A 20,549-nucleotide genomic window follows, 5' to 3' on the forward strand; every position below is an offset into this window, starting at 1 on the left:
GTTATGCTATGCTGCTGTCTATTGCCTGATTGTTCCAGGAAATATGCTGTATGTTTTTGTTTGTATCAAAATAAAAATCTATTCTACCCAAAAGAAGACCTGCCCATCCTACCTGATTGACAAGGACGTTTTTGCCCTGTCTGTTGGTATAAGTTTGAGGTTCCGGTAAGAATGTATGAGTATGGCCTCCCAGAATAATATCAATATTTTCTGTACTGGCCGCTAAAATTTTGTCACTTATTTTATTCGGCTCATCTTTATAATCATAACCGATGTGTGAAAGACAAATCACAAGATCACATTTCTGATCTTTTTTAAGATAATTGGAATAATGCTGTGCTACATCTACCGGATCGGAATAAACGGTTTCTCCATACTGTTTTTTACCTACAAGGCCGTCCAGTTGAATTCCCACACCGAAAATTCCTACTTTGATTCCATTCTTGTTGAAGATCTTATATGGGGAAGTTTTTCCATCAAGAATTGTATTTTTAAAATCATAATTGGAACAGATAAAAGGAAACTTCGCATTGGGAAGTACTTTTAAAAATCCATCAAGACCATTATCAAAATCATGATTCCCCATGGTAGAGGCATCATATTTCATCATGGACATTAATTTAAACTCCAGTTCTCCTCCAAAGAAATTGAAATATGGAGTTCCCTGAAAAATATCTCCAGAATCAAGAAGCAGTACATTGCTTTCCTGATTTCTGATCTGCTGAATTAAGCTCGCCCTTCTTGCAAAACCTCCCTGGTTAGGATTCTTTGTATAGCTTGCATCGAAAGGTTCTATTCTGCTATGCTGGTCATTGGTATGAAGGATCGTCAGTTTATTTGCGGATTTTAAATCAAGAATTTTCAACTCTTCCGCCATCATCATATTGGGAGCTAAAGCCATTGCCAAAGATCCGCCTCCTATTGCTTTTAAAAAACTTTTTCTATCCATTACTTCTTCCCGATAAAAATTAAACGAACATCTGAATTTACTACAACTTCAGGAGTTTTCTTAAAATAATCAATAAACAGATCTCTCATTTTAATTCCTGTTGAGATAGATTCTCCTTTTGCAAAGAATTTCATATTGTCTCCTCCCAGTGCAAGATAGTCTGAAGTGGCAATATAATAATCTTTAGCCGGATCCACTGTTTTTCCGTTGATTAAAGATTTGATTACCTGTCCGTTATTGGTCTCAATATACAAGTGAGAAACCGGATTGTTGACCTGCGTTTTTGCATAATACTCAAAAAGCCCCTGTAAATCTGTTCCTTTCATTTTCACAATTACCACCTCATTTTCAAAAGGCATTACTTCAAATACATTTTTGAGTAAAATGTCTCCCTTTCCGATAGTGGTACGGATTCCTCCGATATTGATCAATGCAGCGTCTACATTTTGCTTAAGATGAGTTTTTATCCATTCATTACCTCCTTCAAACGTGTAGTCAGCTAAAAGATTGCCCAGATTGCTGTTATCACCTTGCTTAGTAAGATCCACATTGGTATGAGAGATCTTCTGGTTCATTTCTTTATCCAGTTTTTGCTTATAAGGTTCAATAAATTTTGCAATCTCCTCATCATTTTTCAGCTCATTATTAACAGAAATATTTTTCTGGGTCTTTACATCCGCAAGTTGCAACGTAGAAGCTGTTTTGCATGCTGTAAGGGTCGCCAGGGCAATTCCTATTAACAAGAATTTATTTTTCATAATATCTTTTAGTATATGCAAATATAACTATATGTATAATAAAACATTATTATTTATTACAAATTCTTACTGTAAATTATTAAATTTGACAAAAATAATTCTAACAGATGAGCATTTTAAAAGGAGTAGGTGTTGCATTGGTAACGCCCTTTAATGAAGATTTATCCGTTGACTTCGATAGTTTAACAAAACTAGTGGAGTACAATATCGAAAACGGAACCAATTATTTGGTAGTATTGGGTACTACGGCAGAAGCCGCAACGCTTTCTGCAGAGGAGAAGAAACAGGTAATTGAGCATATCATTAAGGTGAATAATAAACGTCTTCCTTTAGTTTTAGGGATTGGCGGCAACGATACTCTTGACGTCAAGAAACAGATTGAAGAAGCAGATCTTTCTGCATTTGAAGCAGTACTTTCAGTATCTCCTTATTACAATAAACCAAACCAGGAAGGTCTTTATCAACACTATAAAATGTTAGCTTCCACAGGGAAAAATATTATTATATATAATGTTCCTTCAAGAACAGGACAGAACGTAGAAGCAGATACTACTCTTCGTCTTGCAAAAGAATTTCCTAATTTGTTCCTGATTAAGGAAGCTTCACCTAATATTTTACAGTATTTTGATATTCTGAGAAAGAAGCCTGAAGGATTTTCACTGGTTTCCGGAGATGATGAATACACATTACCGGTAACACTGGCAGGAGGAGATGGTGTGATTTCAGTAATAGGACAGGCATATCCTAAAGAATTTTCTACCATGGTACAACTGGCTTTTGAAGGGAAAGTGAAAGAAGCTTACGCAATTCACAATAAGCTGGTTGATATTACCCGTTTGATTTTTGCAGAAGGAAACCCTTGCGGTATTAAAGTAATACTGGCTGAAAAAGGAATCATTAAAAACTTCTTAAGACTTCCTTTGGTTGCAGCTTCAGAAGGTCTTCATGCAAAGATTAAAGCTGAAATGGCAAACATTTAATTATGAATTGAATTTTAAAATTCAGCAGTTCATATTGAAAAATATAAAGGGTGGAAAGTTTAGGCTTTTCACTTTTTTTAATCATTAATAATACAATAAATCATGAAATTAAGACAGGCAACAGCTGTAGATATCCCTTTAATTCAGGATCTGGCACGAAGATCATGGGAAAATGCCTATGCAGACATTCTTTCAACACAACAGATGGAATTTATGCTTTCTGAAATGTATTCTGAAACAGAAATTCTGAACCACCTTCAGAACCCCCATTACCATTATTATCTTATTCAGGATGAAAATAATGATTCTTATGAAGGTTTTATCGGATACGAACATCATTACGAAGAGAAAACAACCAAGCTGCACCGTATTTATCTGGTTCCGGAAAGTAAAGGAAAAGGATTTGGCAAAAAAGCACTTCAGTTTCTTCATGAGAAAGTTTCTGAGAATGGAAATGAAAGAATTATTTTGAATGTGAATAAAAATAATTCTGCCCGAAACTTCTATGAGTCCCAAGGATACAGGGTTTATGGAGAAGGTGTTTTCGATATCGGGAACGGATTTGTAATGGATGATTACATGATGGAATTTCTAATTCACTTATGATTGACTTAAAATTTTGTAACTTTATCCTGTAATTCTATAACAAGTGAGTTCTTTTTTTGAATGATCTTTGCTTCAGAACCAAATCACTTATAACAATACATTCATATGCTTGGTTTTGAGCTGACACAGCTTTTTATCAGTATATTTTTTTCATCCTTAGTGTTTAAATTCCTGTATTCTTAAATACAGGAGTTTTTGCGTCTATATGGCAAAAATAAAAAAAATACACCTATTTCACTTTTAAATGAAATAAATTATTATATTTACTAAATAAAACAGGCTTATATATACTAGGATGAAAATGTATGTTAAATTTGATTTCAATGCCCTTTGTAAAAAGGTATTGGACGAAAAACTTAAAGAACACGGGCTGAAGTACAGGTTGCTGAACTTCGGTGAAGTGGAATTTTATGAGCCCCTCACAAAGGAACAGCACAGCCTTTTTAAGCAAAATCTTGAAGACTATGGTATCGAAATCATAGAAAGTCAGAAGACCGCGCTGGTACAGAAAATAAAAGATGCTATCGTAGAACTGGTCTTTTCTGATGAGATCATACCGGTAAAAGCATCCATATATATTTCTGAGAAACTGAATCACAGTTACGGATATCTTTCCAACCTGTTTTCCGAAGTTGCCTATACATCTATTGAGAATTTTATTATTCTGCAGAAGATAGAGCACGCAAAAGCCCTGATCATAAGAAACAAACAAAGCCTTACAGAAATAGCCCACAAACTAAACTACTCCAGTGTGGCACATCTGAGTACCCAGTTTAAAAATACAACTGGAATCACTCCCTCCCAGTTTCAAAAAATTATTGGAAAAAGAAGAAGAGCTCAGAGCACGGTAATAAACCCTAAAATGCAGTATGAATAAAGAATTTCTGAACGTAATAGTAGCAGATAACGATGAAAACACCTTGATTTTCTTTAAAAATATTTTGAAAGAGCTGAAAATCTCTATAAAAGTTCAATGCTTCTCTAACGGTAAAGATATGATGCTGTATCTGAATAATGATGATGCCGTAGTTCCGGAAATTGTTTTTATAAATTACACCATCCCTGGAAAAGACAGCATGGAATGTCTGGAAGAAATCGAAGCAAATTCAAAATTCAATAACATGGTCACCGCCATTTTTTCGGAACCGATTCCGGAAAATGAAATTGAAGATATTTTTGTAAAAGGAGCCAATATTTTCATGAAAAAACCTGAGTCTTTTGAGAGTCTGAAAAAGGTGCTTACAGAAATTATTACAATCAATTGGCAGTATCATGCTTCAGGATTGAATAAAGATAATTTTATTCTGAAAGTGTGATGAATAAAGGTTTTATGAATTTAATATTAAGAAAATATTAATCGTATTTGATGCATACTATTCACAAATAAGTGAAAATTTTATAACTAATACTTAAAATCATATAAAAAGGATCTGAATTAATATACTGACATTTGTAAAAGTAATCTGAGACACAAATTTCATTATATAGTATAAGATACAGATGAATGAGAAGTAATTGTTTCTAAAAACAAAATTATATAAATCACGATGTTAGTTAACAAAATGAATTATACTAATTTTCCAATTTTAAAGCACAGAAGATCTTTAAACAAAACGGTACAATCATGAAAACTCAAAAGTAGTTGGAGGTATTTTTATTCGTTTCATTCCCTCATCTCCACCGAAACTCAGTTAGTTTTTATAATAAGCAAGTTGGAAAAAAATAATTCATTTTGTTTTTCATAATTTGTTTTAATAGTTAAGGTTTTAGCTTATCAAATAATATTGTTATATAGATATTTTCACACCACATCACAAAATATTAAGCCTTAACTATTAAAATGAATTTTTTGGATATACCAAAAAGTAATTTCTTCTAAATAACAGTTTTATAAGGGGGCCGCAGGAAGTATTTTCTGCGGTTTTTTTTATGAAATTTTACTCCATTTGTTTTTTCCTTTGTAATATCTGATATAATAGTTTTTAATGATCAGATTATCAGGTCTGGACAGCATTGGATCAGCTTCCAGAATTTTTTCTACCGTATTTTTTGTTGTTTTGATGATCGCCGAATCATTAATCAGGTCTAATCTCTTAAAATCTACCACACCACTTTGCTGGGTACCCAGAATATCTCCAGGGCCCCGAAGCTGCATATCCACTTCTGAGATTTTAAAGCCGTCATTGGTTTCAGTCATTGTCTTGATGCGCGTTCTGCTTTCTTTCGACAATTTATCCGATGTCATCAGGATACAGTAACTCTGTTCAGCACCTCTTCCTACACGTCCTCTCAGCTGATGGAGCTGTGAAAGGCCAAACCTTTCTGAACTTTCAATAACCATTACAGAAGCATTGGGAACATTTACCCCAACTTCAATTACTGTAGTTGCTACCATAATTTCAGCTTTCCCTGAAGCAAAATAAGCCATTGCTGCGTCTTTTTCATCCGGTTTCATTTTCCCGTGAAGCATGGTCACATTATATTCTGAGAAATAATCCATGACATGTTCCAGGCCTTCCACCAGATTTTTGTAATCTAAGGTTTCAGATTCCTCAATAAGCGGATATACAAAATAGACCTGTCTGCCTTTCTTAATTTCATCTTTACAGAAGTTATAAACATAAAGCCTGTCTTTTTCACGTCTGTGAGCAGTAATGATGGGTTTTCTTCCCACAGGCATTTCATCAATCACGGAAACATCCAGATCAGAATAAAAACTCATCGCAAGTGTTCTTGGAATAGGAGTAGCGGTCATCACCAGAATATGGGGCGGAATTTTATTTTTGGCCCAAAGCTTAGCCCGCTGGGCAACTCCGAATCTATGCTGCTCATCAATAATTGCGAGACCCAGATTTTTAAATTTAACCTTATCTTCTAAAACAGCATGGGTTCCTACCAGAATTGAAAGTGTCCCATTTTCCAGTTCTTCATGGATAATTCTCCTTTGTGCTGCTTTGCTGGATCCGGTAAGAATACGGATGTTGATTCCGGTTTTTTCTAACAGTTCTTTGATCCCGTTATAGTGCTGCTGGGCAAGAATTTCTGTTGGAGCCATCAAACAACTCTGAAAACCGTTGTCCATAGCAATAAGCATGGTTAACAATGCCACCATCGTTTTCCCTGATCCTACATCACCCTGCAAAAGCCTGTTCATCTGAATCGGCCTTTTCATATCAATCCGGATTTCCTTTAATACTCTTTTCTGTGCATTGGTGAGTTCAAAAGGAAGATGGTTTTCATAGAAATCGTTGAAGTGATCCCCAATAATTGGGAAAGGATTGCCATAAGCCTGTGTTTTATGGTGAAGTTTTTTCAAACCATATCCTAATTGAAAAAAGAACGATTCTTCAAATTTTAATCTGTAATCAGCCTTATCGAAATGCTCTTTATCCTTTGGAAAATGAACATTCAGGAAAGCGTGCTGTCTTGACATGAATTTAAAGGTTTTCATCAGGTCCTCCGGGAAATTTTCTTCAATCAGACTCGGAATTTCTTTGCAGATATTTCTCAATGCATTCTGAAAAAACCTTTGACTTAATCCTCTTTTAGTCAATTTTTCTGAACTTGGATAAATAGGTTTAAGTCTTGTATCTCCTTCTTTATTTTCCTCAGCTTCTATTTCAGGATGCGGCATAGAAAACTGACGGTTGAAAACATTAATTTTTCCGAAAATATAAACCTCTTTGTTAATAGGAAGCTGCTCTTTCAGCCATTTTGAATACTGGAACCATACCAGATCCATACTGCCTGTTTCATCATTGAATTTCGCAGATAATCTTTTAGTCTTCCCGGTCTGGATTTCCTGAACATGAGTGATTCTTCCCCTCAATTGTATTTCCTGGCTGCTTTCTTCCTGAAGCTGAGAAACTGTATAAATTTTACTTTTATCCAGATAGCGGATAGGGTAGAAGTTCAGCATATCTTCAACAGTGGTTAGGCCCAATACACTTTTAATAAGTTTGGCTCTTTCCGGACCTATTCCTTTTACGTATTCTATGGAGGTTTCGAGATTCATTTTCAGATTTCAGGATGCGGGTTTTTGAATTTTTTGATCCTTATTTTTTGACAAAAGAAATAAAGGTTCGAATTTCGGTAAAATTAAAAAGACTTCCAAAAAATTGGAAGTCTGTATGGTGAATTTTTAGCATTTAATCCGAAATCGGGATCTCTAAATTAATCTTTGATTTTAGATTTGAACTTTTTCTGGTAATCTTCCCATTGTTCTCTGGTTTTAATCTTTTTGAACAAATCTTTTGAGATCAGTTCCAGATAAGGCTCCAGTTCTTTGGCAGACAATTCTCCCTGAAGAATGGTGATAGGATCTCCATGTTCATCCAGAAATACGGTACTGGGAACAGCACCTACATTCATATACTGTGTAAACTCATGCAGTGAATTTTTTCCTTTTCTGTGCTCAGTATTGGGATTAGAAAATGTTCTTCCAAAGATATCAATACTCTTTTTTTCTTCTGCATTAAACTTTACAGGATAATAGTTCTCGTTCAGATTTTGAGCAATCACAGCATGTCCATAAGTTTTTTTATCCATGATTTTGCATGGGCCACACCAGTCTGCATAAAAATCGATAAGTATTTTTTTTGGATTTTCCTTTTGAGCTTTTAAGGCTTCCTCAATGGTCATCCATTTTACCTGGGCAAAACTAAAGTTTAATAAAAGTAAGAGAACTATGCTTAAAATTTTATTCATATTGTGATATTTAGGTAAAAATAAGCATAATTACTTATTTTCTATTTTACATCTTGCATTAATTTTTTCACGTACGGAGATATCAAAATTAATACCACTCCGGCAATTACCGCGTATAATCCCAATTGTTTATATCCATCAGTATAAGTGATCAAAGCATCATAGTTGGTAGACCCTTCTTTTGAGGTAGCAAGGCTGGCTCCGATAATCCCTGCAACATACTGCCCATAAGCAGAAGCAAGGAACCACATTCCCATCATCATTCCCTGAAGATTTTTAGTAGAAAGCTTCGTCATAATAGACAATCCGATAGGAGAGAGGCATAATTCCCCGAGGGTAATGATTAATAATGCCAGAGTAAAGAAGTTCAATGAAGTAACTCCTTGAAGGTCTGCAAATAATCGGGTAGCAAATAGAACATAGTACCCTAATCCCAGGAAAATAAATCCTAATCCGAATTTAATAATAGTATTAGGTTCAATTTTTCTCTTATTAAGCCAGATCCAAAGAAGTCCGATCAATGGAGCAAGGAAAATAATAAAGAAAGCTCCTCCGGAGTTATTCACACCATTCGGGTCTAGTCCGAAAAGATCTTTGTTCAGGTTTTTAGCGGCAAAAATGCTTAAAGAACCTCCACTTTGTTCATAGATTCCCCAGAATATGATTGAAAATATAATGAAAACGAGTGCTGCCCAAAGCTTTTTGCGTTCCGAAGCAGTTACTTTAGACATTTCATAGAATAAATAGATTAGGGTCAATGGGCCGATTGTCCACATGAAATAATCTGTATATTCTGTTTTAGCAACCATTGTCATAATAATAGGTACAAAAACCAATGACAAAACATATACTCCGTATTCTTTCCATTTTGGAATTGGAGCCGCCTTTGTTTCTGCTAAAGGATGTCCAGGCTGTAAACCGATAGTACCTAATGTTCTTTGTGTAAATACAAAGTTAATCAGGCTGACCACCATTACTATTGAAGCTAATCCGAAAGCAATATGCCATCTCATTTCTTCTGCAATAATATTGCCTAGGAATTCTCCTTTACCAATAGCAATACACAAATAACCACCTAACAATGCTCCAAGATTAATTCCCGCATAAAAAAGCGAAAAACCTGCATCAGCTCTTGAATCATTAGGTTTATAAAGTTGTCCCACCATAGATGAAATATTAGGTTTAAAGAAACCTGTCCCTACTACGGTGAATGCTATTCCGAGGAAAAAGAATTTATGGGGATCTGTAGCAAGAATTAAACTTCCTACGATCATAAGGAGACCTCCCCAGAACAGAGATTTTCTGAATCCTAAAATTTTATCGGCAAAAAGACCTCCTACAAAAGTAAAGGCATATACGAAGGCCTGGGTGGCGCCATATTGAAGGTTGGCTTCTTTTTCATGGAAATTAAGCTGTGAGATCATAAAGAAGACCAGCATTCCACGCATTCCGTAGAAACAGAAACGTTCCCACATTTCAGAGAAAAAAAGGCTCCAGATCTGTCTGGGATATTTTCCTTTGAAATTTTGTATTTCATCTAAAGTTAAGCTCATAATGATATATGATTAAGTTCTAATTAAGGGTTTTTATCTTTCTGATCCAGTTCAAAACGGATTCTGTCCTGATCAATAATTTGTTTTAATTCTTCTTCTTTTGGGAGGTACAGCAGGTACTTGCTGGCAAATAAATTGTTTTTATCATTCAAAATGGAAATTGATTTGTCTTTTGAGATCTCTGTAGTTCCAGTTATTTTGTACGGATTCATTTAGATAATAATGTCTTTTGTCTTTATTATCCTGAATTGAAAGTAATCTGTAATGTGACCAACTCAATTGTTGAGACAATGTGTCAACAATTGGAAACGCTGTGTAAAACTTTCGCATATTGGATAAGTTGGTATAATCAAAACCTTTTCCAAATTCTAAGGTAAGCTTCTGAGAAAGTCTTTTGAGCGTATATTTTCCATATTCTGCCCGTTCTTTTCCTTGTTGTTCATCTTCAACAATAAGTTTTCCAATCTGCCAGTAGGTAAGCAGTAGAGTAGAATTCGCTATCCGAAAAACTTTTTCGCGCGACTGTCTAATGATTTCCTTTACGGATTGGAATAAAGAATCTTCGGAAATTTCCATCATACGAAAATAAAAAAAACCTCTGACTTAGCAGAGGTTTTATTCATATTTTGTTAATGCAGCTAGTTTACACCGTGCATCATTTTCTTTAAGATAGGTGAAATTAAACCTAAAATTACAGATGCAATACCACAAAGTACTACGAATACCATGAAGAATTCAAATAGATTGTGAATTTCAAATCCTACAAAAGTAGGGTTATGTAATGGAAGCTGAGCTTTATCAAAAGCAGCTACCTGATCCGCAGTTAAAGTTACTTTTTTATCTAATACATCCTGTAGATTAACACCCAGTTCTTCAGCTTTCTTGAATTTATCACCTGTTGCAGGGATAAGTGCTCCTAATGAACCAGCTAATGCATAACCAGCTGCGTTAGAAATGAAGAAAACACCATATAGTAATGAAGCAAATCTTTTTGGAGCAAGTTTTCCAACCAATGATAAACCAATTGGAGAAAGACACAGCTCACCACAAGTCTGGATGAAGTATAAAAGCATTAACCATTTGATTGCTAATAATCCTGAGTTTCCAAGATCTTTTACATTGTGTGCAATGATGAAATAAGAAAGAGCAATTAATGCCAATCCCATTGCTTGTTTGAACGGAGACACAGGCTCTTTTCCTTTTGCTCTCAGTTTATCCCAACACAAACTGAAAGGAACAGCCAAAAGAACTACGAAAATTCCGTTGAAAATCTGAACCATTGAAGGAGGCATATTCCATCCGAAAATGTTTCTGTCTGTTTGGTTATCTGCGATAAATGTTAATGAAGATCCTGCCTGCTCGAATGCAGCCCAGAAGAAAATAATAAAGAATGATACAATATAGATTACCCAGATTCTTTGTCTTTCAACTTTGTTTTCTGCAGAAGACATAATCAGGAAGGCAAGAGAAATACCTGCTGAATAGATAAAAGGATAAATAATTCCCTTGATCATTTGTCCCATTTCCACTGAGTTAAACCCAAGTTCTCCTACCAGTAAATATCTGAATACAAAGAATAGAACAACAAATATAGCTACAGTAATTCCTAAGAATGTACCTGAGAATTTAGCAGTCTGTGTTTCTCCTTCTTCAAAATCTGCACTTGTATTGTTTTTTGGTAATCCTCCGATAGGTCTTCCTTCCGGAGTAACTACATATTTGTTTTTAAGGATAAAGAATGTTATTGTTCCTATTACCATCGCAATAGAAGCAGCTAAGAATCCCCATTTGAAAGCGAAGATATCTCTTACTCCGGTTGCAGCATCTTTTACATCTCCTACATATGGACAGATAAACTGACCTAAGAATGCCCCGATGTTGATACCCATATAGAAAATGGTGAAAGCTGAATCCAGTTTAGATTTTTCCTGTTTTGGATAAAGACTTCCTACCATTGAGGAGATATTCGGTTTGAAGAATCCATTACCAAAAATGATAACGAATAATGCCAGCCACATAATCAGTTTAGCACTTCCAATGTCTGCTGAGAAAGTTGAAGCACTGATAAATAACAAGAACTGGCCAATAGCCATTAGCGATCCCCCAATGATGATCGCAAATCTGTTTCCGATATACTTATCAGCAATAAATCCTCCCAAAAGAGGTGTTAAATAACATAACGCTAGAAATCCACCATAGATGATTGCAGCATCAGCTTCTTTTATTAATAAGGAATTTACCATGAAGAGCGTCAAAAGTGCTCTCATTCCATAAAAGTTGAAACGCTCCCACATTTCTGTTCCGAAAAGAACCCATAATCCTTTAGGATGCCTGGAATTCTTATTCTCTACAAATTCATCCGGTTTCGGACTCAATGCTTCAATATTATCCATTTCTATTGTTAATTTTTGTTAAGACTGACAAATATAGTTTATTTTGGGTTTTTGGCAAGGTTTTAATTTTATTTTTAAATAAAAAAGCTGCGGGACTATTCCGCAGCTTGCTAATCTTTATAATATCAATGATTAATGTCCTTTTTCCTTCATAATTTTGTTCAGTCTTTTTAACATAGAAAGACCCAAAAGTGTAGCAAATATTAACAAACCGAAGTTTACAAGGAAATAATTCGTCTTGTTTTCGTAATTATACCACGTACTTGCCAGGATTCCTGAAAGTTTATTTCCCACAGAGTTGGCCAGAAAGAAACCTCCCATCATCAATGCGGTAATCCTTGCAGGCGAAAGTTTTGAAACGAATGAAAGTCCCATAGGAGACAAACATAATTCCCCGATAGTAATTACTCCGTAGCTGGCAACAAGCCATAGAGGGGATACTTTTACGGCTCCGTTATCTCCTGCCATTACTGCTAAAACCATTACAAGACAGGAAAGTCCGGAAATAAATAATCCTAAAACAATCTTAGTAGGGGTTAAAGGCTCTTTTCCTCTTCTTCTCAACAATGCCCAGAACCCAACAATCACTGGTGTCAATGCTATAACCCAGAACGGATTGATAGATTGAAATAATTCTGTATTGTACAGATAAACTTTATTTTCAGGATTTTTCTCAAGGGTAGCGCGTTGTTCAGGAGATATGTTTTTAAAATAAACATCTTTGCCCATTTCTTTCTTCGTCTCTCCTTTGTCATCCTTTTGAGATCTGAACTGGTTGTCATAAACTGGAGTTTCTTTGTTTTCATAGCTCTTACCTTCCACCATATAAATACCTTCCAACGGCTTTTCAAGAGAAGCAGGAACACTTCTGTCTGTGTAATAATTGGCCCATCTTGTCAAAGCAGTTCCATTCTGTTTGAAAACAGCCCAGAAGAACATACTGATCAGGAATACAGAAAGTAATGCTCCGATAGAGGCTTTTTCATCAGGTTTAGCCTTAAAGTAAAGAGAGGCGTAAAAGTAAATAACAGGTATACAAGCAAATATAAAGGCATCTGTACTGTCACTTCCAAAAATATTGTTAGGAACAAACCAACCTATTGCTCCGGCAATAATGGCAGGAACAAATACTTTAAGCATGATTTCCGAAAGTTTTGTATCTCCTTCCTGTACAGGTTTCATTTGTGCAGCATGGATATAATGCTTTCTTCCGATGGTAAAAATCACCATACCGATAAGCATTCCCACTCCCGCAGTGATAAAAGCTTCACCCCAGCCAAATTTATTACGCATAAATGCAGCAATAATGTTACAGATAAATGCTCCGATATTGATTCCCATATAGAAAATATTATACCCGGAGTCTTTATTAGCTTTATAAGGTTCTTCAGAATAAAGATTTCCTAATAGCGTTGAGATTGTAGGCTTAAAGAAACCATTTCCTATAATAATTAGCGCCAGTGAAGCATAAAACAGAGGTAAATCTTTAAACACACCCATTCCTATATATCCGGCGGCCATTAAAAAACCTCCCAGATAAATAGATTTAATATATCCTAAAACTCTGTCTGCCAGGAACCCACCAATAAAGGGAGTCAGATAAGTTAAGGCAATATAAGTTCCGAAAATATCATCAGCAGTTTTATCCGGAAGTCCAAGTCCGCCTTTCATACCCGTAGGCTCAATAACATACAGAACAAAGATTCCAAGAATCAGGTAATACCCGAAACGCTCCCACATCTCTGTGAAAAAGAGGAAGGGCAGCCCTTTAGGATGTTTAGTCTTCATATATTCAATTTTCAAATTTCCCAAAAATAAGTTTTTAATTTTAATTGATAAAATAAATAATACTTGTCTAAATGATTAATGAAATAAATATAAAATCGCTTTGACTGAGACATAAAGTTTTTTAAATTGACCCAATTAAACTATGAAAAAGCTATTATTTTTATTATTGGGAACATTTACCTGTTTTGCTCAAAGCAACAGATTTGTGTATGATGTTGTATCAAAGAAAGATTCCACCTCAAAAAATCTTATTAAAGAAAATTTTAATCTGGATATCTCTAAAGATGAAATGAAATATTATAATAGAATATACTATATCAATGATTCAATATTTGCGACTAAAAATCAATATGGATTTAAAGGGTATAAACAGACTTCATTTCTGATTAAAAAAAATAATAGTAATGAATACCAAAACTATGAATATATAGGAGATGTGAATTTTTATAAAATTGATGAGAAGGCGGAACAGAACTGGAAAATTACAGATAGTATCAAGATAGCTGATGAACTTCACCTTCAAAAGGCAACAACACAATTTGGGGGAAGAAGTTGGGTAGCATGGTTTTCTAAGGATATCCCCATTCCTTATGGCCCTTATAAATTTAATGGATTACCAGGGCTCATTGTAGAGTTGTATGACACAAAGGAAGATTACCATTTCAAGGTCATAAAAAGCGAAAAAATTGTAGAGGATTATAAACAGGTTTCGCTAGAAAACTCTATTTCCAGAGCAATTCCCGTTAATCAGGCCAAGCTGGATAAATTGAAACTGGAATTATATGATAGTCCTTTTAAATATATAATGAATGGAAGACTTGTTTTACCTGAAGGAAAGAAGTTGCAACTTGAAGACGGTACCATTCTCACCAAAGAACAGTTGAAACCCGCTGAGGCCAATGAAAGAAAAAAAATAAAGTCTTTTAATAATCCAATAGAACTGGATAAAGCTGTAAAATACCCTTAAATAAAAAAACCTTTCAAACTTTTGAAAGGTTTTTTTTATTAGATATAATATACTGTTTATAAATTATTCAATATGAAATCAGTCATTTTCTGATACAACTGAGGTCTTGTCTGTCCACCATAGATTCCGTGGTTTTTATCCGGATAAGCCATGAAATCAAACTGTTTTTTATTTTGAATTAAAGCTTCGGAGAATTCCATAGAGTTCTGGAAGTGAACGTTGTCATCAGCAGTTCCGTGAATCAAAAGGAATTTACCTTTCAATAAGTTTGCATATTCTGTAGGAGAGTTTTTATCATATCCATCAGCATTTTCCTGAGGAGTTCTCATAAATCTTTCCGTATATACAGAGTCATAATATCTCCAGTTGGTTACCGGTGCTACAGCAATTCCCATTTTGAAAACATCTGCTCCTTTAGTCATTGCCAGACTGGTCATATATCCACCGAAACTCCATCCGAACATTCCAATTCTGCTTTTGTCAACATAAGATTGGTTTCCAAACCACTTTGCCGCAGTGATCTGATCCTCAATTTCATATTTCCCTAAATTCATATAGGTTACTTTCTTGTACTTTGCTCCTTTGTAACCCGTTCCACGACCGTCTACACAAGCTACAATATATCCTTTTTGTACAAGATGGTTGAACCACATTGCATTTCCGTTATCCCATGAATTAGCAACCTGCTGAGATCCTGGCCCGGAATATTGGAACATAAATAAAGGATATTTTTTATTCGGATCAAAGTTTTTAGGCTTCATGATCCAGGCATTCATCTGATCACCTACCGCATTCGGAATGGTGATGAATTCTTTTTCAACAAAATTATCCGTTTTTAATTTCTGTAACTGATCATTGTTGTTCTGAAGTTCTTTTACTGCTTTCCCGTTCCCGTCTTTTAAAACGTAAGTGTAAGGTTTTGCTGCTGTAGAAGAGGTTTCAATGAAATAATTATAGTTCTTGCTGAAATTAGCAGAGTTATTTCCTTCTGCATTGGAGATCAGCTGAGATTTTCCGTTTTCAATATTTACTTTGGAAATAACCTTGTTGATACTCCCTTTTTCGGTAGTTTGAACGTAAATTTCTTTCGATTTTGGATTGAATCCATAATAATCTGTTACTTCCCAGTTTCCTTTTGTGATCTGCTTTTTAAGCTTACCATCTTTGTCATACCAGTAAAGGTGGCGGTTTCCGTCTCTCTCAGAAGCCCAAAGGAAAGAATCATCCTCAAGAAACTCAAGAGTAGGGCTGTCTGTATCGATCCATTTGTCATCCGTTTCAGTAAATAATTTCTGAACAGCTCCTGTTTTGGTATTTACCTTTAAAATATCCGAAGCATTCTGAATTCTCTCAGAAGTAATTAAAACAATTTCATCTGCTTTTGCAGTCTGGAATACATTCGGAATGTAATAGTTTTTGAAAGAACCTAAGTTTAGTTGCATTGTTTTTCCGTTATCAAGACGGTATAGCTGTGCGGAAACAACAGAGTTTTTCTCACCTGCTTTTGGATATTTATAGCGCATTTCAGCCGGATAAAGACTTTTTCCGTAGATAGGAATATAGATTTCCGGTACTTGTCCTTCGTCAGATTTTACAAATACGATGGCATCAGAATTCTTGGTCCATTCATACTGTCTTGCATGTCCGAATTCTTCTTCATAAACCCAATCTGCCAAACCATTCAGTATTGAATTCTTTTTACCATCAGTAGTAATCTGCGTGATTTTTCCTGAAGCAAGATCCTGATAGAACAAGTTGTTGTCAGAAATGAATGCCACTTTTGTTGCATCCGGTGAAAATGTAGGCTCCTGAACTGTTTTACCTTCATTCAGACTGATTACTTTTCCGGATTTTAAATCTTTTACATCGAATTTTCCAAGGAAAGAATGTCTGTAAATAGGCTGGCTGCCTGTCTGTAAAAGGATTTTAGATTCATCATCAGAAAAAATATAGCTTTCAAATCTTCCGTCCACAAGATTTCCTTCCTTCTGTGAAGTTTTATAAGAATATTTTGCAATTCCTGAAGGTTCAATCACAAGATAATTTTCACCGTTTTTCATGGAAGTGATTCCTGCGATCCCTTTTCCACGGTAGTATCCTGAATATATTTTATCTAAAGTAATTTCCTGTGCCGATACATTTTGGAATACAGCAGCAACGGTAAGAGTTAATAGGAGTTTTTTCATTTTCAATTTTAATGATTCCAAATTTAATAATTCTTACTTATATAACCATATAAAATGCAAAATCAGGATTTGATATCCTTTTCGTACTCTAATAATATTCAATAATGAAATTTTTAAAAAAAGACAATTTGGCAAAAAAATTGAATATATAATAACTATAAATCAAATCAAATGATAATTATGGAAACGAATGCATACAACCAGAAACTGAACCGTTATGTATTAAACGACCAGATTGTTTATACAGGTTTTTCCAGTTTTAATGACGCAGAAGAATGCGCCCACAAAAAAGGAGGAACATTGGTAGAAGTGGTGTTTAGAGACGGGAATGATAATCCCGAAATTACTGATGAAGCAGGTTTGATAGAGAAAAAAATTCATTACCATGTGGATGCAGGCGATGAATACAAATTTATTCATTCCTCAGATCCTGGATTCAGAAAATATGCGGATGAGTTGCAAAAAATAAAAGCTAGACAACAGCAATCTCCACCCGATGAAAGATATTTTGCCAATTTTGAAATTGAAAATGCGGAAGACCCGATCATTGTGATCAAAAATGATCATTTTGAATCGGTAACATCAAGAGAGCGTTCAAAGTATTTGAAACATGCCTGCGTTTATGAAATAGGGGTTTCCCTGCCAAAATCTTAAAAAAATCAAATCATGAGCAAGACTAAATATTCAGAAAAAGCTCAGGACAAAGTAGGAAAAGTTATGCACGAATTCAAGGAAGGAAAACTGAAATCTTCTTCCGGAAAGAAAGTTACAAGCAGAAAGCAAGCCGTAGCCATCGGCATTTCTGAAGCCAGAGAAAAGGGTCTTAAAGTACCAACAAAGAAAAAAAGTAAATAAACCTATAAAGAAAAGCCCGGAAATTTTCCGGGCTTTTTTTATGAGAAGTGAAAATTTTCTCTATTTCGTTTCATTATAAAGCACTTTGTAGTACTCATCTGCCATCCTGTCGCTGTTGAAATGATCTTTCACATCATTCATTGCATTGTGCTGGATTTTTCTCCATTCATCAGGATGATCGTAATAGGTCGGAAGAATTTCGTTTTCAAGGATTTCATATAATTTGTTTAAATCATAGTTGTCCTGTTCATAGATGCTCATGTTCATATAATCAGCTTTCGGGACAACGAAAGAATTTTCTCTATGTTTGGCAAATTCCGGGATCCACCCATCATCGGTAGATAAATTCACAGAACCGTTCATAGCAGCGGTCATACCGGAAGTTCCTGAAGCTTCCCTTGGAACTCTGGGGTTGTTAAGCCATAGATCCGAACCTTGTTTTAAAGATTTACTTAAACTAAGTTCATATCCTGTAAGAACAGCCATACTTTTATGATTTTTACTTTCCTCAACCAGAGTATTGAATGTGGAAATGGCGGAATAGTCCATTGGATAAGGTTTTCCTGCCCAAATGATCTGTACCGGATATTTCGGGTTGTTAAGAAGTCTGTAGAATCTTTCTTTATCATGCAGAAGAAGTTCCGCCCTTTTGTAGCCCGCAAATCTTCTTGCCCAGACAATGGTAAAAATATTAGGGTTAAATAAATTTCCCGTTTGATCCGCAACGATACTGAAAAGCTTTTTCTTCAAATACTTTTTACGGTAGTCAAAAACGGTGGCATCATTTTCATCTTTAGCGTTGTATAAAGGTTTATCAGACCAATATTTAAATTCCTGTGCGTTAGTGATAGACGTAATTTCACAGATGTCAGAATATTTATTCCACATGGCTCTGGAAACCACACCATGAAGCTGAGAAACGCCGTTGGCAATTCTGGCCATCCTTAATGCACAAAGGGAATGATTGAAGCGGTCATCATTGGAACCTTCAATCTTTTTTACTTCTTCCATGCTGTAGCCGGAGAAATAGGACATATCATAACATAATCTGAAACTATGTTTTTCATTTCCTGCTTCTTCAGGCGTATGTGTTGTGAAAACCAGTTTTTCCTTAACTTTATTAAGGTCTCCGTTATATTTTTTCAACAGATAAAAGGCTGCCGGAAGCCCGTGAGCTTCATTAAGATGGTAAACATCTCTTTCAATATTCAATTCATCTAATAGTTTGGCACCTCCTTTTCCTAATAAAATATATTGGGCAAGCTTGGTAGATTCATTGGCATCATATAATTTGTGACAGATTGTTTTGGAAACATGATCGTTTTCCGGAACATCTGTGGAAAGAAAAAACATAGGTGCCGTATTGAACGTTTCAGGATCAAGGTACCATACTTTTACCCAAACCGGAGCACTGTGGATCTCGATTTGAAATTTTATTCCGGTGTCTTCCAGAAAGCTGTACATTTTTCTCGTCCATACAGGCTGTAAAGTCTGATCATGATTTCTTGCCTGGTCATAATAACCAAACTTCCATAGAATTCCAATTCCTATAAGATCTTGTTTAAGATTATAGGCGCTTCTCATATGAGATCCGGCCAGAAAGCCAAGTCCTCCCGAATATATTTTAAGTACCTGCTCAAGAGCAAATTCCATCGAGAAATAGGCGGTTTTTTTGGAATATTGAGGATTGATATTGTAGGGTATTCTGAAATTCCTAAAATCCATAAATGTGCGTTTGTGTTAGAAAAAGACAAAGGTATTAATTATGAAAATAAACTTTACATTAATTAACAGATAAATTAATTTTAAAACTAAGCATCGAATTGTTTTTTTACTTACCTTTAAGTGTGTAAATTTTTGATTATCAAAAACTTTTAACGATGAAAGCCCATGGCTGCATGTGTTCTTAATTAAATAAAAAAATCACACATGAAAAAGACGTTTTCTGAGGAAGATCTGATAAAGAATCTGAGTTTATATTACCTGAACAGGCATTTGAAAAAAAAGCCCATGGAGAAGTATCACCGTACCATAGACGAATCTCCGCTTCATGACCGTGAAAAATACAGAAAGAAATCCGAGATTCTGCTTCTTAATTCTTTTATGCATCACTTCCCCGAAGTGAAATTTGAAAACCTTACCTGCGAGAGCCCGGACTTTATCGCAAAGTTAAACGACAAAAAAATCGGAATAGAACTGACTGAAGTAATCAATCATCTGGAAATGAAGAAAGTGGAAAGCACTTTGAATAAAATGTTCCGTCAGGCAGAAATATTATTAGAACAGGAAGACACTACGAAATATCGTGGTGTTTATTTTTTAGAATTCCATCCGGCAACTAAATTTGATCATCTTGAAGCACAGCAGGAAAATATCATTAATATTTATAAAAGCATCAAAAAAAACAAACCTGTGGGCTGTGTAAAAAGCATAAGGAAATCTTTTCATCGAAGAAATGTCTTTATTACTCATGAATACAACATGAACCTTTTTGATGAACTCTGCTCGGAAAAAATTCTTGAACTCATTGAAAAGAAAAATGAAAAATTTCCTTACTACGATACCTCGGTGGATGAATGCTGGCTGGTGATTGTTTCAGATATGAATTCTATTGCTTCAAGATATACCTTTATTCAGGATAAAGAACATTTGACAGAGGTGAAAAGTCCTTTCCATAAAATATTTCATCTTGAAAATCTGTGTGGGAATATTACCAGTATAAAATAAAATTTCTGGTGTTTTCTTGTGTTTAGGTATTTCGTGCTTTAAATTGTGTTTGTGTGAACTATTTTAAATTATTTCGTGTT

General features: G+C 35.0%; 19 protein-coding genes. 8 read left to right on the plus strand and 11 right to left on the minus strand.

Going from position 1 to position 20,549, the window contains the following annotated elements:
* Position 1 precedes the first annotated feature (1 nt).
* Complete coding sequence (locus LC457_RS18130) at positions 2-949, minus strand: bifunctional UDP-sugar hydrolase/5'-nucleotidase (RefSeq protein WP_223601126.1); 948 nt, start codon at positions 947-949, stop codon at positions 2-4.
* Entirely contained in the window at positions 949-1,707 is a 759-nt protein-coding gene (locus LC457_RS18135) for a 5'-nucleotidase C-terminal domain-containing protein (RefSeq protein ID WP_223601127.1), read from the minus strand. Before LC457_RS18135 ends, LC457_RS18130 begins: the two co-directional genes overlap by 1 nt.
* Positions 1,708-1,814: 107 nt before the next feature.
* Between LC457_RS18135 and dapA the strand changes: the two genes are divergently transcribed.
* From dapA to LC457_RS18155, 4 genes are all read left to right on the plus strand, one after another.
* Positions 1,815-2,687: a 4-hydroxy-tetrahydrodipicolinate synthase gene (gene dapA / locus LC457_RS18140; protein ID WP_213278156.1), complete on the plus strand. Its 873-nt coding sequence runs from the start codon at positions 1,815-1,817 to the stop codon at positions 2,685-2,687.
* A gap of 102 nt (positions 2,688-2,789) precedes the next feature.
* Positions 2,790-3,293: a GNAT family N-acetyltransferase gene (locus LC457_RS18145; protein WP_223601128.1), complete on the plus strand. Its 504-nt coding sequence runs from the start codon at positions 2,790-2,792 to the stop codon at positions 3,291-3,293.
* Between the two features lie 295 nt (positions 3,294-3,588).
* On the plus strand, positions 3,589-4,170 hold the full coding sequence (locus tag LC457_RS18150) for an AraC family transcriptional regulator (RefSeq protein WP_047424159.1): 582 nt from the start codon (positions 3,589-3,591) through the stop codon (positions 4,168-4,170).
* On the plus strand, positions 4,163-4,609 hold the full coding sequence (locus LC457_RS18155) for a response regulator (RefSeq protein WP_223601129.1): 447 nt from the start codon (positions 4,163-4,165) through the stop codon (positions 4,607-4,609). Before LC457_RS18150 ends, LC457_RS18155 begins: the two co-directional genes overlap by 8 nt.
* A gap of 611 nt (positions 4,610-5,220) precedes the next feature.
* Here the strand turns inward: LC457_RS18155 and recG are convergent.
* The 7 genes from recG to LC457_RS18185 all read right to left on the minus strand — a co-directional run bounded on the left by recG (position 5,221) and on the right by LC457_RS18185 (position 13,734).
* Positions 5,221-7,308 (minus strand): ATP-dependent DNA helicase RecG, encoded by a 2,088-nt coding sequence (recG, locus tag LC457_RS18160; protein ID WP_223601130.1) that lies wholly within the window; start codon positions 7,306-7,308, stop codon positions 5,221-5,223.
* A gap of 158 nt (positions 7,309-7,466) precedes the next feature.
* Positions 7,467-8,000 carry a thioredoxin fold domain-containing protein gene (locus tag LC457_RS18165; protein WP_223601131.1) on the minus strand — a complete coding sequence of 178 codons (534 nt, stop codon included), beginning with the start codon at positions 7,998-8,000 and terminating at the stop codon, positions 7,467-7,469.
* Positions 8,001-8,041: 41 nt separating this feature from the next.
* Complete coding sequence (locus LC457_RS18170; protein ID WP_223601132.1) at positions 8,042-9,553, minus strand: peptide MFS transporter; 1,512 nt, start codon at positions 9,551-9,553, stop codon at positions 8,042-8,044.
* Positions 9,554-9,576: 23 nt separating this feature from the next.
* Complete coding sequence (locus LC457_RS23430) at positions 9,577-9,705, minus strand: hypothetical protein (protein ID WP_262904091.1); 129 nt, start codon at positions 9,703-9,705, stop codon at positions 9,577-9,579.
* A complete protein-coding gene (locus LC457_RS18175) occupies positions 9,698-10,132 on the minus strand; it encodes a DUF1016 N-terminal domain-containing protein (protein WP_223601133.1) in 435 nt (144 codons plus the stop codon). The genes LC457_RS23430 and LC457_RS18175 overlap by 8 nt, the downstream gene beginning before the upstream one ends.
* Before the next feature lie 59 nt (positions 10,133-10,191).
* Entirely contained in the window at positions 10,192-11,946 is a 1,755-nt protein-coding gene (locus LC457_RS18180) for a peptide MFS transporter (protein WP_223601134.1), read from the minus strand.
* Between the two features lie 132 nt (positions 11,947-12,078).
* Complete coding sequence (locus tag LC457_RS18185; protein ID WP_223601135.1) at positions 12,079-13,734, minus strand: peptide MFS transporter; 1,656 nt, start codon at positions 13,732-13,734, stop codon at positions 12,079-12,081.
* A gap of 142 nt (positions 13,735-13,876) precedes the next feature.
* Between LC457_RS18185 and LC457_RS18190 the strand changes: the two genes are divergently transcribed.
* Positions 13,877-14,701, plus strand: a complete 825-nt coding sequence (locus tag LC457_RS18190) for a GLPGLI family protein (protein ID WP_223601136.1) — start codon at positions 13,877-13,879, stop codon at positions 14,699-14,701.
* A 56-nt stretch (positions 14,702-14,757) separates the two neighbouring features.
* On the opposite strand, the gene LC457_RS18195 is transcribed toward LC457_RS18190, so the two are convergent.
* Positions 14,758-16,887, minus strand: coding sequence for a S9 family peptidase (locus LC457_RS18195; protein ID WP_223601137.1), 2,130 nt, complete (start codon positions 16,885-16,887; stop codon positions 14,758-14,760).
* 180 nt (positions 16,888-17,067) lie between these two features.
* Between LC457_RS18195 and LC457_RS18200 the strand changes: the two genes are divergently transcribed.
* Complete coding sequence (locus LC457_RS18200) at positions 17,068-17,541, plus strand: hypothetical protein (protein ID WP_223601138.1); 474 nt, start codon at positions 17,068-17,070, stop codon at positions 17,539-17,541.
* A 12-nt stretch (positions 17,542-17,553) separates the two neighbouring features.
* On the plus strand, positions 17,554-17,742 hold the full coding sequence (locus tag LC457_RS18205) for a DUF6496 domain-containing protein (protein ID WP_223601139.1): 189 nt from the start codon (positions 17,554-17,556) through the stop codon (positions 17,740-17,742).
* 60 nt (positions 17,743-17,802) lie between these two features.
* Here the strand turns inward: LC457_RS18205 and glgP are convergent, their stop codons facing one another.
* The gene (gene glgP, locus LC457_RS18210) at positions 17,803-19,467 is read right to left on the minus strand and encodes an alpha-glucan family phosphorylase (RefSeq protein ID WP_213278168.1); all 1,665 of its coding nucleotides are present in this window, start codon (positions 19,465-19,467) and stop codon (positions 17,803-17,805) included.
* 204 nt (positions 19,468-19,671) lie between these two features.
* On the opposite strand from glgP, the gene LC457_RS18215 reads away from it, so the two are divergent.
* Complete coding sequence (locus LC457_RS18215; protein WP_223601140.1) at positions 19,672-20,469, plus strand: hypothetical protein; 798 nt, start codon at positions 19,672-19,674, stop codon at positions 20,467-20,469.
* Positions 20,470-20,549 lie beyond the last annotated feature (80 nt).

The sequence above is a fragment of the Chryseobacterium sp. GVT01B genome (assembly GCF_019970045.1).
GTDB lineage: Bacteria > Bacteroidota > Bacteroidia > Flavobacteriales > Weeksellaceae > Chryseobacterium.

Bases quoted from the DNA above. Each gene is read 5' to 3' on its own strand.
- LC457_RS18130 (WP_223601126.1), bottom strand. From the start codon at position 949: ATGGATAGAAAAAGTTTTTTAAAAGCAATAGGAGGCGGATCTTTGGCA.
- LC457_RS18135 (WP_223601127.1), bottom strand. From the start codon at position 1,707: ATGAAAAATAAATTCTTGTTAATAGGAATTGCCCTGGCGACCCTTACA.
- dapA (WP_213278156.1), top strand. From the start codon at position 1,815: ATGAGCATTTTAAAAGGAGTAGGTGTTGCATTGGTAACGCCCTTTAAT.
- LC457_RS18145 (WP_223601128.1), top strand. From the start codon at position 2,790: ATGAAATTAAGACAGGCAACAGCTGTAGATATCCCTTTAATTCAGGAT.
- LC457_RS18150 (WP_047424159.1), top strand. From the start codon at position 3,589: ATGAAAATGTATGTTAAATTTGATTTCAATGCCCTTTGTAAAAAGGTA.
- LC457_RS18155 (WP_223601129.1), top strand. From the start codon at position 4,163: ATGAATAAAGAATTTCTGAACGTAATAGTAGCAGATAACGATGAAAAC.
- recG (WP_223601130.1), bottom strand. From the start codon at position 7,308: ATGAATCTCGAAACCTCCATAGAATACGTAAAAGGAATAGGTCCGGAA.
- LC457_RS18165 (WP_223601131.1), bottom strand. From the start codon at position 8,000: ATGAATAAAATTTTAAGCATAGTTCTCTTACTTTTATTAAACTTTAGT.
- LC457_RS18170 (WP_223601132.1), bottom strand. From the start codon at position 9,553: ATGAGCTTAACTTTAGATGAAATACAAAATTTCAAAGGAAAATATCCC.
- LC457_RS18175 (WP_223601133.1), bottom strand. From the start codon at position 10,132: ATGATGGAAATTTCCGAAGATTCTTTATTCCAATCCGTAAAGGAAATC.
- LC457_RS18180 (WP_223601134.1), bottom strand. From the start codon at position 11,946: ATGGATAATATTGAAGCATTGAGTCCGAAACCGGATGAATTTGTAGAG.
- LC457_RS18185 (WP_223601135.1), bottom strand. From the start codon at position 13,734: ATGAAGACTAAACATCCTAAAGGGCTGCCCTTCCTCTTTTTCACAGAG.
- LC457_RS18190 (WP_223601136.1), top strand. From the start codon at position 13,877: ATGAAAAAGCTATTATTTTTATTATTGGGAACATTTACCTGTTTTGCT.
- LC457_RS18195 (WP_223601137.1), bottom strand. From the start codon at position 16,887: ATGAAAAAACTCCTATTAACTCTTACCGTTGCTGCTGTATTCCAAAAT.
- LC457_RS18200 (WP_223601138.1), top strand. From the start codon at position 17,068: ATGGAAACGAATGCATACAACCAGAAACTGAACCGTTATGTATTAAAC.
- LC457_RS18205 (WP_223601139.1), top strand. From the start codon at position 17,554: ATGAGCAAGACTAAATATTCAGAAAAAGCTCAGGACAAAGTAGGAAAA.
- glgP (WP_213278168.1), bottom strand. From the start codon at position 19,467: ATGGATTTTAGGAATTTCAGAATACCCTACAATATCAATCCTCAATAT.
- LC457_RS18215 (WP_223601140.1), top strand. From the start codon at position 19,672: ATGAAAAAGACGTTTTCTGAGGAAGATCTGATAAAGAATCTGAGTTTA.